Origin of the sequence: Microbulbifer sp. VAAF005 (assembly GCF_030012985.1) — a bacterium.
Classification (GTDB): Bacteria; Pseudomonadota; Gammaproteobacteria; order Pseudomonadales; family Cellvibrionaceae; genus Microbulbifer.
Genome location: NZ_CP120233.1, coordinates 1,553,709 through 1,571,951, shown reverse-complemented (window position 1 = coordinate 1,571,951; position 18,243 = coordinate 1,553,709). Strand labels below are relative to the sequence as shown.

The window sequence follows — 18,243 nt, the reverse complement described above, 5'->3', positions numbered from 1 at the left end:
CTCTGCATGCCCCGAAGGGCGGGCCTTGAAGGCCACAGCTGCTGCGTTGCAGCTCTTGCAAAGGGCTATGGCCATTCGCGGCGAGCTGCGCCTAACATCTGCAACCTTCAAGGCCCGCAGAGGCATTACGGAGTTATTCAGAGGCTCCTTAGGAGTAAGGGAGCGTAACCCGGCGCCATTTAGTTTGCTGCGGTTCTGCGCTACCCTTCACTTTATAAACACCAATAATTTACGGTAGAAAAACAGTCATGGTTACTTATTTGTACTGGGCAGCGGTGATTGCCCTGGTTATTGCTTCTCTTTTTATCGGCAGTCGCCTGGGCAGCCTTAAGATCGGCGCAATCGTGGCTGCGGTTTTCTTTGTTGGCGGCTGGCTTGCCTACTACTTTCACTATGAGCAGGTTTTCGTGAAGCGTTTTGGCGGGGTCATGCGTATCTCTGTGCCCGATGGGTACCGCCATATCGGCGCCACCTGGAAAGAAGATAATTTGTGGATCGAGAATTATAACCCCAAGACTAACCAGTGTATTTTCACGGAGTATTCCAAAGGAAATATTCTGGAAGGGCAGGTGATTATCCAGGATTGTAATCCCTTAATGCCCAGCCAAGGCACACAGCCATAGAAGTCCCAAACGCCGAATCGGCTTATTGGCTGCTCAATAAGTCGATTTAATTATCCCAGCTGTTGTCATCAGCTGGATATTCCAGCCTACGGAGGGAACGGATACCCGGATTTTTTGCGGAGTAGCCGCTACTGACATTGGATAAAGATCTTGCGAATTCTCTTTGTCTCCCTACTTGTTGCCCTTCTAGCGCTGCCAATGCAGCTGGCAGCAGCCATCCCATTTTTTGATCGCTTGCCGGGTTTTACCCTGCTGGTGCAGGGCGATCCCCAGCTGCAGGAAAAATTGACCTCCGAACTCAACGAGTTGCGCAAGAACAGTAGTGCGCTGGAAAACTACGAAGATCCGGCGGATATTGCGCACTATGAGCGGGGTAACCTGGAAAAATTACTGCGTGCGCAGGGATATTATGATGCCACTGTGTATGAGTCTGTTTCTGGCAACCAAATTTTCTATAGTGTCACTCCCGGCCCCCAGTACCATATCAAGAGCCTGGATATTATTATGCCGGCCGGTTTGCGGGCAGGCTTTAGTGGTTTGCCTATCCATGTTGGAGATCCCCTGATTGCCAGCAAGGTACTTGAGGGCGTAGAAAAAATTACCAAGTACCTCAATGAAAATGCCTGTCTGTTGAATGTGGATGTCAGCTACCAGGCAACGGTGATTCACCGGGAAGCTGCTGCGAGACTGGAATATCGGGTGGCCCCCAGCCCCGAAGTCCATGTTGGCCAAGTCCGCATTGAAGGAGTCACCTCTATCGAAGAGGACTACCTGTTGGATAAGGTCAAGATTAAATCCGGGGATTGCTTCAGCCGCAGTAAACTGGATGCTGCGCAGTTGCGCCTGCTGCGCACCAACTTAATTGCCAATGTAAATACTGAAGTTTCTGAACCCTACGATGGGTTGGTGGATGTTACTTTTGTTATTCAGGAGCGCAATCACCGCACCATAACCTTGGGGGTGGGGTACACCTCTGATGAGGGAGCCGGTATTTCAGCAGCCTGGGAACATCGCAATGTTTTCCATCGTGGGGAAAAAATTGAAGTCGAAAGTAAGCTGAACGAGGTAAAGCAAACCCTGGAAGGCAAGCTAACTATTCCCCGTTTCTTCCATGACAAGCAACGCTTGACCGCCAGTATTGCTTTGGAAGGAGAGGATGTTGATTCCTACCGTTCAGAGTCCCTGACATTCAGTGCACTGGTATCGAGAAAAATCAGTAAGCATCGCACGCTGAGTGGTGGCGCTGAGCTGAAATTCAGTGAAGTGGACGAGAAGGTGGAAGGGGCAGTTGAAGCAGATGATCCCGATGAAAACTACACGCTGTTAGCTTTCCCCTTGGGCTTTAAATTAAACACGACAGACAAACCCCTGGATGCCCGCCGTGGCGCCACTTCTGCGTTGGAAGTAAAACCCTATATCGATCTTAGAAATACCAACACCACCTTTATTAAAAATACCCTACAGCTCACTGCGTATAAAACAGCCGATGACTGGCGTTATAAGCCCACCTTGGCAATAAGGTTGAAAGCCGGGGCAATTACAGGAGAGTCGAATCTTGAGCTGCCTGCGGATGAGCGCTTTTATGCCGGTGGCGGTGGCTCCGTGCGGGGTTATGGTTACCAGGAGTTGGGTCCGCGACTTATTGAGATTAATGATGAGGGTGAGGAAACCCTCTCCGATGCTATCGGTGGTCGGGGACTTAGCGAGATTTCTTTTGAGGGCCGTTTTCGTTTTACGGATACCTGGGGAGGTGTGATTTTTCTCGATGGCGGCAATGCCTATGAGGACGCAGCGCCCAAGTTTTCCGACCTGTTTTGGGGAACGGGTTTTGGCGTGCGCTATATCACCTCCTTTGCCCCTATCCGCATGGACATCGCCTTTCCTCTCGATCGCCGTGAGGGCATCGATGATCGCTATCAGGTGTATGTGAGCTTGGGGCAGGCATTCTGATGCGCTGGTTGGGCCTGTTTGCGCTGGGCGTTGCCCACTGGGTGGGTGCTTTCCTGCGTGGGCTCTGGCGCTCTCTGGGTGCTGGGGGTTCCCTGGTAACAGGCATTTGTCTGTTCCTCCTGATGTCCGCTATCTATTTCCTCAGCACGGAACCGGGGCGCGTCGGCCTTACTCGTGGGGCTTTTTACGCTGCCGAGCAACTGGTGGACGACCTCGAAATTGAGGCAGAGGGAATTCGCAGTGAAAAATTAGGATTTTGGTTTTTCGAGCGACTGAGAATTGACTATCGAGCTAATACGCTTGCCGAAGCCCAGGACCTGGAAGTTAATCTCAACAGCTTGTCCCGAAATCCCATCGATATCGAGCGAGTGGGGGCCAAAGATTTACTGCTCAACCTGAATATCCTCAATGAACTTCTCTCTGCGCTGGCAGATTCCGGCGAAGAGGAGGTTGAAGTTGTCAGTGAGGAGCAGCCATCGACTACTTGGGAGTTGCTAGTTCCCGGGTTTCGCTTGGCGCAGCTGGATATAGCTCGCCTGCAATTGGTGGACAGCCGGTTGAAGGGGATTCCCCCTGTTGCTATTCAGGCTAACGCCCAATACCGCTGGCAGGGTAAACCGGCGCAGCTATTTATCGAAGTGAGTGAGCTGAATGGTTCCGAGTTTAATCTCACTGTAAATGGCCGGATGCAGGGCGAGCGCTTTGTAATCGATTTCTCTACCAGTGAGGTGGGCCAGGGGTTTGTCAGTCGACAGCTGCATCTGCCGGAAAATCAGGTATTGGATGCTCGCGGTGAATTATCCCTACGTAAGCAGGGTGAAAAACTGCTGCTGGATATTAATTCGATCGCAGCTCCTCTAGCAGAACATCAACTGGATCTGACAGGAAGAATCGAAGCCGATATCAATCCCTGGCGCTTATCTTCAACGGGGATTTGGCTGCGAGTGGATGAGCGGCGCAGTACGATTAAAGGCAACATTAGCGCGGACGGTGTCAATGGGACAGTTAACCTCAATCAAATCCCGCTAACACTTTCCCGCCCTTGGCAGGATATCCTGGACAGTGGTTGGCTCAGCGCAGATTTTTCGGTGCAGGGCTCCCTGCAACAGCCGAATATTAATGGCAGCTTACAAGTGGAAAGCAGCTATCGGCAGCAGCCCCTGCAATTGGAAGGCCGGGTCGATACCCAGGCAGGTGTGATTGACTTGCAAGCCTTGTCTTTGCACTTTGCCGGTGCACGGATCGAAGTGCTCGGTACTGTAGATACGAATTTGAAAGCACTGGATTTGGTGGGAGAGATTGATGAGTTGGGTGTTGAAGAAATTCGCCTGCTTGCAGCTTCGCTACCCCGGGCTGATAGGGTAGTTATTCCCACTGCTTTATCCGGCACCTTGCACCAGTTGCGTGTGGAGGCAATCGGCTCATGGAAAAACCCAAACCTCAATTTGTCTCTGAGTGCAGTGAGTGCTTACCACGACTTACAGGGTGAGTTGTCGGCGGCGATAAGTGGAAACCTGCACGCGCTGACCATTGATGAATTGGTGTTTACTGGTGAGAAGCTAAATCTGGAAGTAATCGGTCAGCTTGATATTGAACAGAAGCAGCTGGATTTACACGGGCAGATCGACGGCAAAAATATCAGCTTGCGCGATGACCTTGGAGTTACCGAGGCAGGGGGTAAGTCTAGGGGGACTTCCGAAGTAACAGTCCGGGGAGAGTGGAGTAATCCCCAGGTAAGTATTTTACTGGATTCCAATGGCGTCGCGCAGGATTACCCCTTTAACTTAAAAGGGGAAGCCAGTGGCGATATGGACCTGATAGAGGTCAGTGACCTGCGATTGGAGTTATTTACCAACGGCAATGGCAACCAGTTTGGTTCATCCTCAAGCAGAGGCCCTCAGTCCCCCGTGATTGCCTCAGGTTTTGATAAAGGGGAGCCGGAGCCCCTACAGAGCCAAAGCCGCCTGACAGCCCTCGCTGAGGATGCCCAGCAGTTGGGTCGGGTGGGGGTGGCATTGTTGCAGGCCGATGGCTCTATCGAACCTAGGCAAGACCGATTACAAATTGATATGGGCGCGCGCAATCTACCGCTGTTCCTGGTAGATCTCGTCGGTCTCTCTCTCCCTAACTCCCTTGAAGGGGAGTTGAGCTTGGATGGCAGGGTTGATGGGGCTATTTCAAACCCGCAGATTAAAACCAACCTGATCGCCCAGGGAGAGTTTCATCTGGAGCCCTGGCATTTACAGGGTACTTTGGACTATGCAGACAGGAGTCTGGTAACTGATGGTATCGAGCTGCTCTGGGCGGGTCGCAACCAATTATCGATACTGGGTAGCTTGAATGCAGAGCGACTGGATTTAGAGTTGCGCGGCCAGGGTGATCTATCGGATTTGGCGAATAGTTTTTCCAGCGGTAGGGCGGGTAATGGTGATGTCAGCCTTTATGCCAGTATTGGTGGAAGTCCCAAGCAGCCTGAATTCCAAGGGGAGTTGCGCGCTACAGGAGAAGCCCTGGGGCTAGGGCAGCGCGGAATTCAGGTTCAACCGCTTTCGATAGTGTTGGATTGGCAGACAGAGAATGGAGAGCTGGATGCATCCCTGATTGCCCAACACGGCGGTAGCAACGCAGTAAATAGCCAAGTAAGTGTCTTGATTGCGCCGATCTTCGAACAATTATTTGCTGAGAATAATCAAACTGGTGGCCTGCGAAATGTGCCCTTCCAATTGCAGGGGCGCGGTACGGCCGATTTGTCAGTGATTGCGGAATATATTGATCCCCGTGTCCACCGTATGCGCGGCTTGCTCAGTTTCAATGTTGACGGTACCGGAAATTGGCAGCGTCCTCTATTAACCGGTGATATCGAATTGAGTAATGGTCGTTATGAGCACCGACCGAGCCATACTCGCATTGCGGATATTAACTTCTACGCGCAGCTGTCTCCTGAGGAGTGGCGGATTGTACGAGGAAGCGCTACCGATGGTGATGGTGGGCGGATAAACCTGGGAGGGGCGGTCTTTTTACCTCCGGATAGCTCGCCCAGTTTTGACATCGTATTAAGCCTCAGTCGGGCCCACTTGCTGAACTCACCGGGAGTACGCGGTGCAATATCCGGTGATGCCCGTTTGTCGGGCTCAACCCAGGATGCAGAAATTACCGGGCGATTCACTTTGAAGCCGCTGGCCTTACAGATTGAGCAATGGATTGGCAGCAGTGTTCCGGAAATCCAGGTGGTGGAAGTTCAGGTTGATGGCCCACAGGTGCAGCGATCTTCTCCCTGTTTAGCAAAATCGGATTGGATGTAGAGATTGTTTTGGATCAGCAATCCTATGTGCGCGGACTTGGCTTAAATTCTCAATTGCGCGGCGTGGTGGATATTCAAGGCACCGCAGATAAGCCAAAAGCCTCTGGCGAATTAACAATTGTTCGCGGCAGCTTTGATTTATTCGGTAAGAAATTTGATCTGGAAGATGGAGAAATTCGCTTCGAGAATAATGAGGTCGCTATCCTGGTTGAAGGTGTCTATGAATATAGCGATGGAGAAATAACCGCGCAGATATCAGGTACTGCTGCGGACTTGGATATTACATTTACCTCTGACCCCTCGGCCTCTCAGGATGAGATACTGGCGCAATTGCTTTTTGGGAAGTCATTATCAGATATTTCACCTTTACAGGCTGTTCGCTTGGTTAGTGTTGTTCGCAGTTTGCAGTCGGGTCGAGCGGTATTGGACCCTATCGCTAAGACACGCGAGCTGTTGCACCTGGATACACTCAATATTGAGCAGGAGGAGGGAGATGAAGGTGATGAGTACGCATTGAGCTTGGGCAAATATATTACCAATCGAATTTATGTGGAATTACAGAGAAGTACCGATCCTCTCAGTCCCTGGCAGGCGGAGATGCAAATAGAACTTAGGGATAACCTCAACCTGGAGTTCAAAAGTGCCGATGACGGTGACAGTGGTTCCGGTAGTGTAGAGTTACAGTGGAAAAAAGATTATTAGGGTTTTCGCCACTAACCCCCTATCGTTGTAGAAAGCATCGCTAATATTTGGTGATTAGCATATCCGTTATTTTTAACGTGCAACCTGGCTGGGGTGGATTGTTGACGCCCCAGTTGTCGATCACGATCATCATGGATTCATCAAAAATTACAGGCCCCTTTTCCCGGTAGGCATGCCAAAGCTGATTTGAATCATCGCACTTAGACGCAGATGCTTCACACACTCTTATATCCCATTGATAGGTTCCACTAGCTTCACCCGATATGATTTTCCTGGATGTAAAAGTTATATGCTGTTGGGCACCACTCTTCACCTGTAGGGGACCTGTTTGGCTTGTCCACGCCGCCTGTTTGGGAAGCCCTCCCCAATTGGAAGCGAAACCTCCCGGACCATTGGAGCCTGTTGTTTCTACAAAATCGACTTCCCGCTGCCCCCCGGCCCAACATCCACCGGGTTGTCCACACCAGGGGAACATATAAACGGCAATCCACTCTTTAGCACCACATTTACCTGGGGGCACGTCAACCTTAAAGTCAATTGCTGAAATATCTTTCATTCTAATCTCGGTATTCCCGCACTGAACCGCAGATGTATAAGCGCAGGAGCCTTTGATATCGCCATCCATAATAATAACAGCAGATCCTTCCGTATTGCTTGATTGAAAGCTGATTTTAGTGCAGCGATTGTTCTTGGCCACTTTGTCATCTTGATGATTGAATATGGGCTTACATGTTGTTGCTGATGCCAGATTTAAGGTGGATAGGGCAGCAAAGATCAGGAAGAGTCGGGTTGCTTGTAGCATGGTGTGGAGCTTGTAAACTATAAAACTCAATAAATTATAGTTTGTGTCTTGATGATCAGGCTTTAGTAGAAATGTTTAGCCTGTCAATAAGATCAATTTTGGCTGGTAGCACAAAGGTCACTTTCACTTATCCAGAAGGTAACCTTTTTATAGATGAAGTCCAATGATCATTGAGTCCTTACAAATGATTCTGAACGTAACTTAAAACATCTGTTGGAGTGCAATTGCCCATAAATCTATCTTGCAGGTTGTAGGCCATTTTTTCCAGAGGTGCACCGTTGTAGCCGTAGGTCTGAATTTCACTGATATAACGTTTGATAAATGACTCTGCTCCCAAGAGAGACCATTGGTGGACATGGACTAACTCATGGAAATGGAGGGAAATGTCCGCAGCAAAAGGTATTTTGACAAAGTAGGTATCTTTGTAAGTGATACCGGCTACTTCCATGTCGACAAAGTCACCCAGACCAGCCTGGTAGAGCTCGGGAAACCTCGGTTTTGGAATATTATCAACCACTACAAAGTAGCTTTTGCTAAGAAATTCTTCCGTATAATACCCTGAAAACTTCTCTGTGAACCTTGCGCAAGATTGTCTCTCTTCTTTGAAGTCTATCAGTGTTTGATCAATCCAATGGTCTATTTTTTGCAACATCTATATCGTCCTGATTGGGAGGCAACTCTGGGGCTTTGCTCACCCCAGAACAGAATTTTCAATATACGAAATAAAATTGTTCCGAGAGTTATACGTAGGAGTATATCACCGATCCACTTTCTTTTTTCTTTTGAAGATATTTCTTGCAGGGATAGTAAAGTATCGCAATCAGAGCAATCCAGTAGGCATAGGTTCTCAGTAAATTAGGTGTGTAGCCTTCAGGCCATACTTTGGAGCCGTTGAAGAAGTTGGTTGCTACTCCAAACTCTAAGTAGCTCCATAGATGTGCGGACAGATTGATCACTGGGACATGGAGTAAATAGAAGAACAATGAGGCCTGCCCAAAGAGGAGCAATACATCCAGTATTCGGTTTTGTCGATTTTCAACGGTAGCCATGATCAGGAAAACTATACTCATTGTCATAAGGATATAGTTGAACGACATTGGGTATTTGGCGGTGTTGATAAAGCCCAGAAGCCCCTGCTGTGAATTCCAATCATTGGGGTCGCCAAAGCCTATTAGTCTAACCGCAATAAATATAATCGATAGCGCAGTTGCTGTTGTTATTAGTAGACGCACTCGTTGCTTGTTTGCCATCTCGTAAAGAGGCCCAAATACATAACCTAGGTACATAAGAGCAAAGAGGGGAATAATATTGTAAGCAGCAAAAATCCCGGTGTTGAACTCGAAAAGTCTAAAACTAGTGCGTACATGCGCAAGAATCCAAAGCCATTCATAGCCACCTAATAGCTGGCGCATGAAGTCATCATTCAGGTATCCATGTAAGGATATTACGGCCAGGCAAACGATGGTGGTCCATATTATTGGCAAATAGATTAAGCCCGCCAGTATGATCATGGATACCCCCAGTGCCCAGATTACCTGTACAAAAGCGTAATTATAAGCAAACTGCCAAGAGAGGTTTACCAAGGTTAGTTCGAGGATAACTAGTACTAACCCTCGAAGTATTAAGAATTTTGCCAACTCCGGCTTGGAGTTAAGTTTTTTACCGTGAAAGTAGGCACTTAATCCTGTAAGAAATATAAATCCAGGAGCACATATATGCGTGATCCAACGAGTTAAAAACAAAGCGATGGACGATTGGGATAGATCCAATGGGTCAAACTGGGTCGAAGTCCAATAATCTCGAGTATGGTCGAGGGCCATAATAATTACTAATATACCTCTAGTGATGTCTATTGCTGGATATCGCAATTTGTTATCTCCAAAGTTAGTGGGTTTTATAGCGTTTTCTCTCTAAGGGTTCTTGTTACCTTGAGGTTGGAATGTAGAGGCGGTTAAAGAGAGCTATAAATGATGTCTCTCGGTCTTTGTTTATTATTGTTTAGGGGCATGTGGGGGCTGTCTGCCTTTCATATTGTACATATATTCTTCAAGCAACCAATTGCTTTTTAATTGTGTGATATGTAGGTGGAGGGACGATAGTGCAGGCATTTTGGTTCTGGCAAGTCCAAGAAATTTTGTCCACCCAATAATCAATATTATTTAATTTATTTAGTTTTGCTTTTAGCCTAGGGGCAGCTAGAGGCCGGATCATGGATTTGAAAGTAAGGCAAAATCAGTGATCGCGGCCTGTTACCATTAAATATATTTTTCTGTGGTTAAAAGAGAGATTTTTCAGTTGGGCTTATTAGTAACTACTTTAAAATTATTAAGCTACAGGTGGGGTCTATCAGTTTACTTTGATATTACCATGCTTCGCCTGAGTCACTACGGTATACGGCAAAACAACGGTATCAGCGGCTACAGAAAAAACAGCATCTATAGCTACCAGTGGAACACGGTTGATAGTTGATCCAGTATTTACAGTCTGACTGGGTTCGCTATTTAGTAAGCAAAAAGAGTAAGAGGTTCCGCTATAAACTCTTGGAATACTTTCGCAATAGCTTTTGTGGCCTCTATGAGTGATATCTACCTGATTATTCTTAGGGTTAACTGTCTTCACTGTGGCACATGATACACAAACTAGAGAGGCTGATACTAAAGAAATAATACGTTTCACAAACTAATCCTTGCTGATGTGATCTTTTGCGGGGCTATAGAGTAGTGTTTTCTAAATTGGTTCCAGATTTTGCGTGTACTATAAGTATTATCTGTACTCAATTGGAAGTGAGGAAAGTCAAAATTTTCACATCTGAGGTTTACTTTGTCGCTGCTTGGCGGCATCTCAAACTTAGAACATTGGTTTCAAATAAAGGGCGGACTGATATACGATATTGGTTAGAATTTAAATATTTTTTGCCTGATGGCAATTTTTTAGAGTTATACCCATTTGGCCTCTATCCCTTTTCTTTTGAAATCTTCTAAAATTTCTGGATTTTCTTCATTGTAGAAAAGTATGAGCTTTTTCAGGTTTGGTAGGAGGTTTGTGTCTTCGGTGGAATGAATATCAAAGTCGTCAGTAGTTCCACACCAGAAGGGAATGATTTGTAACCAGATATGGCCACCCCCATCTTGATGAAGGTCAGTTATGTCCTTTAGCCATTCTTTCTTAATTGGAATGGATCGGAAGTGGTCGAGGGCTTCGGGGATAAGGTCGTACCCTTCTTCTTCTACATCTATATTTCTTTCAGTGTAACTATCGGCAAACTGAAAAATATCGAATTCAGGCTGTATTACCTTATAATGGTACATTAGCTTATCCAGGACTAATAACCTGAAATTTTCATCTTTGAATTCCGCATATTCACTCATTTTTAAGTCTACCTTTACTTCCCATATAAGTATTGTGAAATCCATTTTTTTCATTGTCTACAATAGATTTCGTAATAGGGGAAGTTCTTTCGGCTCGAGCGAATAAAAGTAGTTTTTGCTTGGTCAATCAAAAATTTTAGGTATATCTTTGGCGGTTAAGTAATGTCGGAAAGTTGAAGAGTTTGAGTTATCGTACTAATTGCGAATGTTGCTTGCTTCAAATGCCCGCCAAAATTCCCGCTCATAGGCTTGGATTAACCGCACGCGAATGGCAATATCATTTTCTCGAACACCTGAAGCTAGTCCTCTTGCAATTATATCGATAGCCTGTTCCCTGAATCCTTCTGGAAGTTGGCTAAAAGTCATTAAGAAACTGAGCTGTTCATTGGTAAAGCGTTTATTTTGTTTGAGAGCTTTTGCAACGCGCTCAGCATTTTTGCCAAAGCTCTGAAAGTTGATTAGCAGGGCAGCGGCAATTTCGGCGGGTGTAGCGTAGTTGGCTAGCCAGGTAGTGTAGGCTGGGTAGGCTTGGGCACCTGCGAGTGGTTGGTATTGGGCGATCTGCTCGGGTGAGATACCCAATGCTTGAATTAGATTAGGTAACAGGGTATTAGCTTGAATTTCTGCTGTCGTAATTCGAGTAAAAAATGCTCTCGTACTATGTCCCGGTAAGCCACCAAAACGATGCAGAGATAGCGCATTACTTCTCAAGTCCGATAAGTTAATAAGGCGTTGCTCCATTGCAAAAGCCTGTAACTTAGCGTCCGGAAGAGTATTTTTTTCCAGCTGTAGAACAAAGACAGGAGTAGGGCCCTTGAGATACAGTTTTTCAAGGCGCTCTATCAGAGCCTTTGCATCCTGTTGGTTTGTGGCGATATCTGCTGTGGCCGGTTGAGTCATGGCCAAAAGAACAACCAGTACCACAAGAGCGAATCTTAAACAATGCGTATTGGCCACTATTCCAACTCCGCTGGTGCACGAAATAAGCATAGCAGGAAGACAGAAACTGGACTGGTAGCGTATTTGTCAGGCCACAGTACTTTTTCCGCGTATTAATTCGGCGGGATCAATTCGATAGAAATGACTTAACTCCTTATAGAGCTCCGGGTGTAAGGCGTGCATAGCCGTTGGGATCGTATAGAAACTTTCTGTTGCTACAGCAAAGAACTCAGCGGGAGACTGGGCGCCGTATAAATCGAGCACAGAGGGTGTATCACCAGGAAACTCACCGAATTCAGCTCTTTGTCTCAAACGGTGGAATTCCCGGCTCATAACCTCAGCCCAGGTGGCCCCTTCATCACTGCTTTCAAATAGAGGGCGGCCATCAAAGTAACCATCCTCTTCATCGACTTTGTGGGCGAACTCGTGCAGGGCGACATTGTGGCCCCGTTCAGGCGATTGTAAATCTTTCTCCAGGTCACCCCAGGAGAGGACTACGGGTCCACGATAATGAGCCTCCCCTTCACGGGCACTGTGCCTGGCTGTTTCTATATAGCCTTCCCGGCGGGTTTCGTGAGCGACATAGGTGTCCGGGTAGAGCAACAGGCTGTAAAGGTTGGGATAGCATTCATTCTTGCGGCCCAATAGGAGTAGGCAGGCATGGGCAGCGATGGCCACCTTCATGCGTTCATTGACCTGAAGCCCCTCGCAACCGACAAACTCTTTGCCGTGGAGAAATAGGGCGATATTACTGCATAACTCTTGCTGTTGATTGGAGTTAAGGTAGTGATAGAGAGGAAGGTTTTCCTTAATGAGTTGTAGCTGTTCCCGTGTTAAGGGTTGTGAGCGCAGGTAAAAAATGCGCCACTGTCGGTAGAAGTGGGGAACCAGCCATATCGCCAGGGCCAGCAGGATAATTGCGATAAAAGCACTCACAGCTTAAACGCCGGTTGTTTGCGTGAGATATTATCTTCCAGCTTAAATTCTTGGCAGGGAGTCCCCTGGTGAAATTTCATTTGCCACTGCCCTTTACTTCTAACCCAAATAGATGATCGCTTACAAAACCCCTTGTACTCCCCTTGCTGGCCTTGCCGTGCAGATTTATACAACAGCATAATGACTGTGTCAGAGAGAGGAATGCATTCATAGTTTTGGCTGTGAATTTCCCAGCCTGTATTTTCCTCCTGTTGCATTGATCGCACTATTGCCTTGAAATCAAAGGTCCGCCCGGATTTCCCTACCTCTATAAAATCAGGGCTTAGTAGCTTGCTAATGACTTCAGGGTCTTTGCGCATCTCGAACTGATGCAGCTTTGTTTCATTCTCAATCAGAATATCGGCAATCTCATGTATCACTGTTTTACCCGGTATGCCCCAGTTGCGACAAATTACTATTTGCCTGATTTTAGAATGGGGAGTTTACTGCCGAATTCAAGGTTTCGGATGGATACAGTAATCCGGAAGCGAAGCTTGATAAATGGGGGATGTCTGCCAACACTTAGAGCGTCTGGGTGATTTTCCTGTCACTGTGGAGAAGCTTATGCGTTCGATATTGGCCTTTCTTGTCTTGATGTTTGGAGTCTGCACCCAGGTGCTGGCCCAGTCCGGTGAAACCCCGTTAAAAGTAGCGATCGCAGGGGATGCACCGCCCTATGTGATTGACGGTGCGACCAGTGGTTTGGAAATAGATATCGTTCGGCAAGCTCTCCCTGGCTATAAGTTGGAGTTCGTACAGATGGGGTTTGCGGAGACGGCCCCGGCACTTGAGCAGGGTATGGTTCAGGCAGCGGTGAATGTACTCAAGAAGAGTGATGGCCTATTTTACTCGAACAATATGATCAGCTTCGCCAATTACGCTATTGCTAAAGCCAGCGCAGAAATGAAGATTGGCAGTATTGCAGATCTCGCGGGTAAGAAAGTGATCACTTGGCAGGGAGCTCCTATGGATCTTGGGCCCGAATTTGAAAAAATGTTTGGGCCTAATGGCACCCAGAAACAAAATGTTATGCAGGCGCCAACGGCTCGTGACTTGGTTGCCCATTTCTGGAAAATGCCAGATGCGGTCGCCGTGGTGGATATGGAGCTATTTAAGTACTATAGCAATAAAATGGGCCATACCATGGCTCAGGTTGACCTATTCCAGATATTCCCGATGATGACAGACTTTCGAGTCGGTTTCCGCGATGAAAAAGTGCGGGATGACTTTAATCGCGGGCTGGCAGAGCTGTGCAGCAGTGGCCGCTACAAAGCCCTACTGCAGAAATACGATGTGGTGCAGAAGCAGGATATTTGTAAATGACCCCCTGTTACTGATTACCGATAAGACTGTATTGCATTAGGAGAGCCGAGTTTCCCCCGGCTCTTTTTTACTTGAAGAGTTCAGTGTCAGGTTGCCACGCTTGGCTTTACATTCCACTCAAAGGTCCAGCAGGATTTTTCCTGCTGAAGTACATGAAGGATTTGTCTGGATAAGGCCGCTTGATCGATAAAGTGCTCATTTCCCAGGTCTTCATTCCCCGGAAAATTACGACTTCGAGTATTATCAAGGATACCTTCAATTAATAAGTGAGATACATGTACTCCCTTTGCCCCAAGTTCTGCAGCCAGGGACTGGGACATCATTCGTAGAGCTCCCTTGGCAGCAGCGAAGGAGAAAACATGAGCAAAGCTATCTACCGAAGCTGAAGCGCCAATATTCATAATGGCTAAGGGTGGCTGTCCATCTAGCTTCCATATCGAGAGAATTTCTTGGGTGATATGAAAAGCGGTTTTAAAATTTAGGGTAATCGATCGGTCGAAGTCCTGCTCGCTGATATTGGTTACTGTATCTCCACCTGTCCAGGTTCCGGCATTATTTACCAATGCAGAGATGCCACCGAATTTGCTGCGAATAGCTGCGATTGCTTCTTTTGTGGCTTTGGGGTTAGTGATATCAACTTGCAAAGCTAGCACTCTTGAGGGATCGTCAAATTGCTCGGAAACTTTCTGAAGGTCCTGTGAATTGCGGGCCAATAGGGCAACGGGGAAGCCTTGTCGGGAAGCCTCTGCAGCGATATCCACTCCCAGCCCACGACTTGCACCGGTAACTATAAGGGCATTTTTTTCTGGAACATAGTAAAACTCCTAATGTGAAATTCTTTTTTCTTGCGGTTTATACTGGTGAGGAGGCTTCCGCAGTGAATGTGGGATAGTCGATATAGCCTTCAGGGCCATTGGTGTAGTAAGTGGATCTGTTCCCGATGTTGAGTGGCCAGCCATGGCGAAATCGCTCAACCAGATCCGGGTTGGCGATAAAGGGTTTTCCGAAAGAAACAGCATCAGAACCACCATTGAGAATCATTTGCTTGGCTGAGGCGGCACTGTGACCTCCGTTTGAAATTAGTATGCCGTTATATATCTGACGTAGATCTGGGGTTTGGTAATCGATAGTTTGAATATCATGACCTGAGTCAGGACGAGGTTCGAGTAAGTGCAGATAGGCTAGGTCGAGAGGATTAAGTAGCTCTACTGCTCGCGCGTAGGTGTCCCGGTACTGGCTGTCTTTCACTTGCCAGATCTCATTGCTCGGAGATAGCCGAATACCGACCTTGCCACTTCCGATAGCATCGCAAACAGCGTCAGTAACTTCGCTAAGAAACCGTAGGCGATTGTCGATAGATCCACCGTATTCATCAGTACGCAGATTGCTGCCATCTCGCGTGAATTGATCGATCAGGAAGCTGTTTGCTGCATGTAGTTCGATGCCGTCGAGCCCTGCAGCAATGGCGTTCTTTACTGCCTGGGCAAATTCAGCAATTATTTTTCGAATTTCTGTTTTGCTGAGGGAACGCGCTTGCTTGAAAGGGCGGTCGCGTCCAATGGGAGTCGGAAGTGTGCCTTCAAGGGTAATCTGTGAGGCTGAAACCGGTTTGTTCCCGCCAAGAAAATCTGGGTGCACAGCGGCACCCATATGCCATAGCTGTACAAAGATAACTCCTTCATCTCTGTGGACTTCTTCACTGATTTGCTGCCAGCCTGCTATTTGTTCTCGAGTGTAGATACCGGGCCCGTTGATCCAGCCGCGTCCAGTTGGGGATGTTGCTGTAGCCTCAGCGATGATCAGCCCCGCACTCGCTCTCTGCCGATAATACTGAGCAGATATGGGTTGGGGGACGCCATTACTGTTGGCGCGGCTGCGGCTCAGTGGAGCCATGACTACTCGGTTTTTAAGGGTGTAATCACCCAAGGATAAAGGGGTAAACAGGTCGGGCATGGGAATCTCCTCGCCGTGTTGTATTTGGTACAGCGCAGAGGTTATCCAGCTCAAGCCTGATAATAAATAATCGATTCTTAACAGCCTTTGTGCAAATATGCACAGAAATAAGAAAGAGTGGACGAGAGAAGAGGCAAAATGACTAATTGGGATGACATCCGCTACTTCCTTGCACTTGCGCGCAATGGCACGGTGTCTGCGGCTGCCAAGGTGCTAGATGTTAATCACGCTACGGTTTCCCGGCGTATTCAATCTCTGGAGCAGTCTCATGGTGTGCTTTTATTTCATCGCACGCCGAGGGGCTATGCCCTTACAGAGGCGGCAGAGGCAATTTTGCCGATAGCCGAGAAATTGGAGGTTCAAAACTTAATGCTGGAAGAGCGGATCAGTGGGGCGGATAGCCGCATGGCAGGTCCCCTTGTTCTTACGTTACCCCATGATTTACTCAACCAGTTACTGTTAGAGGATCTGTGCCAGTTCCAGGCTGATCATCCAGACATATCCCTGAGGGTTTTGGCTTCCAGTAGCTTGAAGGACCTGGCAAATATCGAGGCAGACGTCGCTCTAAGATTTACGCCTGAGCCACCTGACCTTCTTACTGGTATTCAGTTTGCCCAGCTGGAAATGGGAGTTTACGCTCATCGTTCACTGGTCATCAGCAACAAAGTTAAAGCAGTACTTTGGTCGGCGGAAGAGCAGTTGCCAAGGTGGTGTGATGATCTTCCCAAGTGCAGTGCGGGATTAAGAGTGGATGACCTGCATGCCATGTTTCTAGCGGTAAAAAATGGATTTGGGGTGGCTCGAATGCCCTGCTGGTTTGTCAATGCGATAGGGCACCCTTCGGTGATTCAGCTTCCCCTACGTCAAACTCCCTCCTCTTGGGCTTTGTGGTTATTAAGTCGTACTGACTCACGGCATATAGTGAGAGCAAATAAGTTAAAAGAATTCCTGCGGGAAAGATTGGAAGAAAAGCGAGCTTTATTTGAAAACCCCTTTCCAGTTCAATCTTAAACCAGTTTTGAACTGGCTCCATTCGGGCTTGGATAGGGCTCCAGAAAAATAGAAGAGACTATTTCCTGTGATATAAGGCCTTCTTATGTGGATTGCCCGGGAAAGTTCGAACCTCCAATTGCCTGGCCCGTTGCCAGCAAATTGAAATTTATTGTTTAGTAAATTTCAGTGGCGTAGCTCGCTGTATTTGTCACTGCCAGGGCGCGCCGCTAGCAGTGAAAAGCGCAAATGGATTACTTAGGGTTGGCAAGTTTTTCTGTGCGGGCGTGTTTGCGTTTAGTGGGAAGGTCCGTACTTCGTAAATATTTCTCACTCTATGGTGACTGTTCAAACTGCTACCTGAGTAAACGGTAAATCTCACCAGCATTAGGCTTTAGTTTCTGAGTGTTCATAACCTCTGGCCAGTTTGATAAAAGCGCTCAGGTATTCAACTTCACTGTCGTCTTCACGAGTTCCTAAGAAAATCTGTTTGGCAATACCTTGTCGCCCGAGGCGCACCACCGATAGGGCCAGCTTGGTAGAGTACTCCTCTGCAAGCCAGCGTGGCAGGGCCGCGACCCCGCGGCCGCTGGCCACCATCTGTAGCATGATATCGGTAGTTTCACTGGTCTTGTGGCGCAGTGGCACCACGCCCGCAGGGTTGAGAAACTGGGTATAGATATCCAGGCGGTCCGGCGGCACGGGGTAAGTTAACAGCACCTGATCCCGTAGGTCTTCTGCTGTCAGGTACTTTCGCTTTGCCATAGGGTGATCTCGAGGGACTACCAGCACCTGCTCGTAGTCAAATACGGGATCGAAGCGCAGTCCGGCTTTATAGAAAGGGTCAGGGGTAACTAGCAGGTCGATTTCGTAACCCAGTAAAGCGCCGAGACCTCCGAACTGAAATTTCTGCTTAACATCCACATCCACGTCCGGCCAATCTTCCAGAAATGGCGACACGACTTTCAGTAACCACTGATAGCAGGGGTGGCATTCCATACCGATACGCAGGGTACCGCGCTCACCTTGAGCCATTTGCTTTAGCTTGCTCTCAGCGTGTTCCAATTGTGGCAGGACTCGATTGGCCAATCCAAGCAGATATTCACCAGCCTGGGTCAAGCGCAAGCTGCGGCCCTCACGCAACCAGATAGGGGCCCCGAGATTCTGTTCCAGCTTGCGTACAGTGTGGCTCAGCGCCGACTGGGTTAGGCAAAGGTGCTTGGCCGCTGCGGTTAGCGAACCATGGTGGTCTACGGCCTGGATTATTGTTAAGTGCGTGCGCTCTAGCATAGCTGTACCCGAGTAATCCATGAATAA

General features: G+C 47.9%; 17 protein-coding genes. 6 read left to right on the top strand and 11 right to left on the bottom strand.

Going from position 1 to position 18,243, the window contains the following annotated elements:
- Positions 1 to 248 precede the first annotated feature (248 nt).
- The 4 genes from P0078_RS07025 to P0078_RS07010 all read left to right on the top strand — a co-directional run bounded on the left by P0078_RS07025 (position 249) and on the right by P0078_RS07010 (position 6,576).
- Positions 249 to 623 carry a hypothetical protein gene (locus tag P0078_RS07025; protein ID WP_282933735.1) on the top strand — a complete coding sequence of 125 codons (375 nt, stop codon included), beginning with the start codon at positions 249 to 251 and terminating at the stop codon, positions 621 to 623.
- A gap of 150 nt (positions 624 to 773) precedes the next feature.
- Entirely contained in the window at positions 774 to 2,573 is a 1,800-nt protein-coding gene (locus P0078_RS07020; protein WP_282933734.1) for an autotransporter assembly complex protein TamA, read from the top strand.
- On the top strand, positions 2,573 to 5,875 hold the full coding sequence (locus P0078_RS07015) for a translocation/assembly module TamB domain-containing protein (protein ID WP_282933733.1): 3,303 nt from the start codon (positions 2,573 to 2,575) through the stop codon (positions 5,873 to 5,875). The genes P0078_RS07020 and P0078_RS07015 overlap by 1 nt, the downstream gene beginning before the upstream one ends.
- Positions 5,876 to 5,883: 8 nt before the next feature.
- Positions 5,884 to 6,576, top strand: a complete 693-nt coding sequence (locus tag P0078_RS07010; protein WP_282933732.1) for a translocation/assembly module TamB domain-containing protein — start codon at positions 5,884 to 5,886, stop codon at positions 6,574 to 6,576.
- 40 nt (positions 6,577 to 6,616) lie between these two features.
- Here P0078_RS07010 and P0078_RS07005 read toward each other — a convergent pair whose 3' ends face one another.
- The 8 genes from P0078_RS07005 to P0078_RS06970 form a co-directional block, all read right to left on the bottom strand.
- Positions 6,617 to 7,378: a hypothetical protein gene (locus P0078_RS07005; protein WP_282933731.1), complete on the bottom strand. Its 762-nt coding sequence runs from the start codon at positions 7,376 to 7,378 to the stop codon at positions 6,617 to 6,619.
- Positions 7,379 to 7,556: 178 nt separating this feature from the next.
- Complete coding sequence (locus tag P0078_RS07000; RefSeq protein ID WP_282933730.1) at positions 7,557 to 8,030, bottom strand: hypothetical protein; 474 nt, start codon at positions 8,028 to 8,030, stop codon at positions 7,557 to 7,559.
- An 88-nt stretch (positions 8,031 to 8,118) separates the two neighbouring features.
- Positions 8,119 to 9,246: an acetyltransferase domain-containing protein gene (locus P0078_RS06995; RefSeq protein WP_282933729.1), complete on the bottom strand. Its 1,128-nt coding sequence runs from the start codon at positions 9,244 to 9,246 to the stop codon at positions 8,119 to 8,121.
- Positions 9,247 to 9,724: 478 nt separating this feature from the next.
- Positions 9,725 to 10,054 (bottom strand): YceK/YidQ family lipoprotein, encoded by a 330-nt coding sequence (locus tag P0078_RS06990; protein WP_282933728.1) that lies wholly within the window; start codon positions 10,052 to 10,054, stop codon positions 9,725 to 9,727.
- 260 nt (positions 10,055 to 10,314) lie between these two features.
- Complete coding sequence (locus P0078_RS06985) at positions 10,315 to 10,800, bottom strand: DUF6892 domain-containing protein (RefSeq protein WP_282933727.1); 486 nt, start codon at positions 10,798 to 10,800, stop codon at positions 10,315 to 10,317.
- A 141-nt stretch (positions 10,801 to 10,941) separates the two neighbouring features.
- On the bottom strand, positions 10,942 to 11,646 hold the full coding sequence (locus P0078_RS06980; RefSeq protein ID WP_282933726.1) for a thiaminase II/PqqC family protein: 705 nt from the start codon (positions 11,644 to 11,646) through the stop codon (positions 10,942 to 10,944).
- A 126-nt stretch (positions 11,647 to 11,772) separates the two neighbouring features.
- Positions 11,773 to 12,621 carry a M90 family metallopeptidase gene (locus P0078_RS06975; protein WP_282933725.1) on the bottom strand — a complete coding sequence of 283 codons (849 nt, stop codon included), beginning with the start codon at positions 12,619 to 12,621 and terminating at the stop codon, positions 11,773 to 11,775.
- Entirely contained in the window at positions 12,618 to 13,040 is a 423-nt protein-coding gene (locus P0078_RS06970) for a nuclear transport factor 2 family protein (RefSeq protein WP_282933724.1), read from the bottom strand. The genes P0078_RS06975 and P0078_RS06970 overlap by 4 nt, the downstream gene beginning before the upstream one ends.
- A 184-nt stretch (positions 13,041 to 13,224) precedes the next feature.
- Here P0078_RS06970 and P0078_RS06965 point away from each other — a divergent pair, with 184 nt between their 5' ends.
- A complete protein-coding gene (locus P0078_RS06965) occupies positions 13,225 to 13,983 on the top strand; it encodes a substrate-binding periplasmic protein (RefSeq protein WP_282933723.1) in 759 nt (252 codons plus the stop codon).
- An 86-nt stretch (positions 13,984 to 14,069) separates the two neighbouring features.
- Here P0078_RS06965 and P0078_RS06960 read toward each other — a convergent pair whose 3' ends face one another.
- Both P0078_RS06960 and P0078_RS06955 read right to left on the bottom strand, forming a co-directional pair.
- Positions 14,070 to 14,774 (bottom strand): SDR family oxidoreductase, encoded by a 705-nt coding sequence (locus tag P0078_RS06960; protein WP_282934566.1) that lies wholly within the window; start codon positions 14,772 to 14,774, stop codon positions 14,070 to 14,072.
- A 61-nt stretch (positions 14,775 to 14,835) separates the two neighbouring features.
- A complete protein-coding gene (locus tag P0078_RS06955) occupies positions 14,836 to 15,936 on the bottom strand; it encodes an alkene reductase (RefSeq protein WP_282933722.1) in 1,101 nt (366 codons plus the stop codon).
- 138 nt (positions 15,937 to 16,074) lie between these two features.
- Here P0078_RS06955 and P0078_RS06950 point away from each other — a divergent pair, with 138 nt between their 5' ends.
- Complete coding sequence (locus P0078_RS06950; RefSeq protein ID WP_282933721.1) at positions 16,075 to 16,947, top strand: LysR family transcriptional regulator; 873 nt, start codon at positions 16,075 to 16,077, stop codon at positions 16,945 to 16,947.
- Between the two features lie 366 nt (positions 16,948 to 17,313).
- On the opposite strand, the gene P0078_RS06945 is transcribed toward P0078_RS06950, so the two are convergent.
- A complete protein-coding gene (locus P0078_RS06945) occupies positions 17,314 to 18,216 on the bottom strand; it encodes a LysR family transcriptional regulator (protein ID WP_282933720.1) in 903 nt (300 codons plus the stop codon).
- Between the last annotated feature and the right edge of the window lie 27 nt (positions 18,217 to 18,243).

What these genes read in the sequence shown, in the direction of transcription:
- P0078_RS06985 (WP_282933727.1), bottom strand. Translation starts at nt 10,800, where the DNA reads ATGAAAAAAATGGATTTCACAATACTTATATGGGAAGTAAAGGTAGAC.
- P0078_RS07000 (WP_282933730.1), bottom strand. Translation starts at nt 8,030, where the DNA reads ATGTTGCAAAAAATAGACCATTGGATTGATCAAACACTGATAGACTTC.
- P0078_RS06965 (WP_282933723.1), top strand. Translation starts at nt 13,225, where the DNA reads ATGCGTTCGATATTGGCCTTTCTTGTCTTGATGTTTGGAGTCTGCACC.
- P0078_RS06950 (WP_282933721.1), top strand. Translation starts at nt 16,075, where the DNA reads ATGACTAATTGGGATGACATCCGCTACTTCCTTGCACTTGCGCGCAAT.
- P0078_RS07005 (WP_282933731.1), bottom strand. Translation starts at nt 7,378, where the DNA reads ATGCTACAAGCAACCCGACTCTTCCTGATCTTTGCTGCCCTATCCACC.
- P0078_RS06945 (WP_282933720.1), bottom strand. Translation starts at nt 18,216, where the DNA reads ATGCTAGAGCGCACGCACTTAACAATAATCCAGGCCGTAGACCACCAT.
- P0078_RS06980 (WP_282933726.1), bottom strand. Translation starts at nt 11,646, where the DNA reads ATGACTCAACCGGCCACAGCAGATATCGCCACAAACCAACAGGATGCA.
- P0078_RS07015 (WP_282933733.1), top strand. Translation starts at nt 2,573, where the DNA reads ATGCGCTGGTTGGGCCTGTTTGCGCTGGGCGTTGCCCACTGGGTGGGT.
- P0078_RS07025 (WP_282933735.1), top strand. Translation starts at nt 249, where the DNA reads ATGGTTACTTATTTGTACTGGGCAGCGGTGATTGCCCTGGTTATTGCT.
- P0078_RS06955 (WP_282933722.1), bottom strand. Translation starts at nt 15,936, where the DNA reads ATGCCCGACCTGTTTACCCCTTTATCCTTGGGTGATTACACCCTTAAA.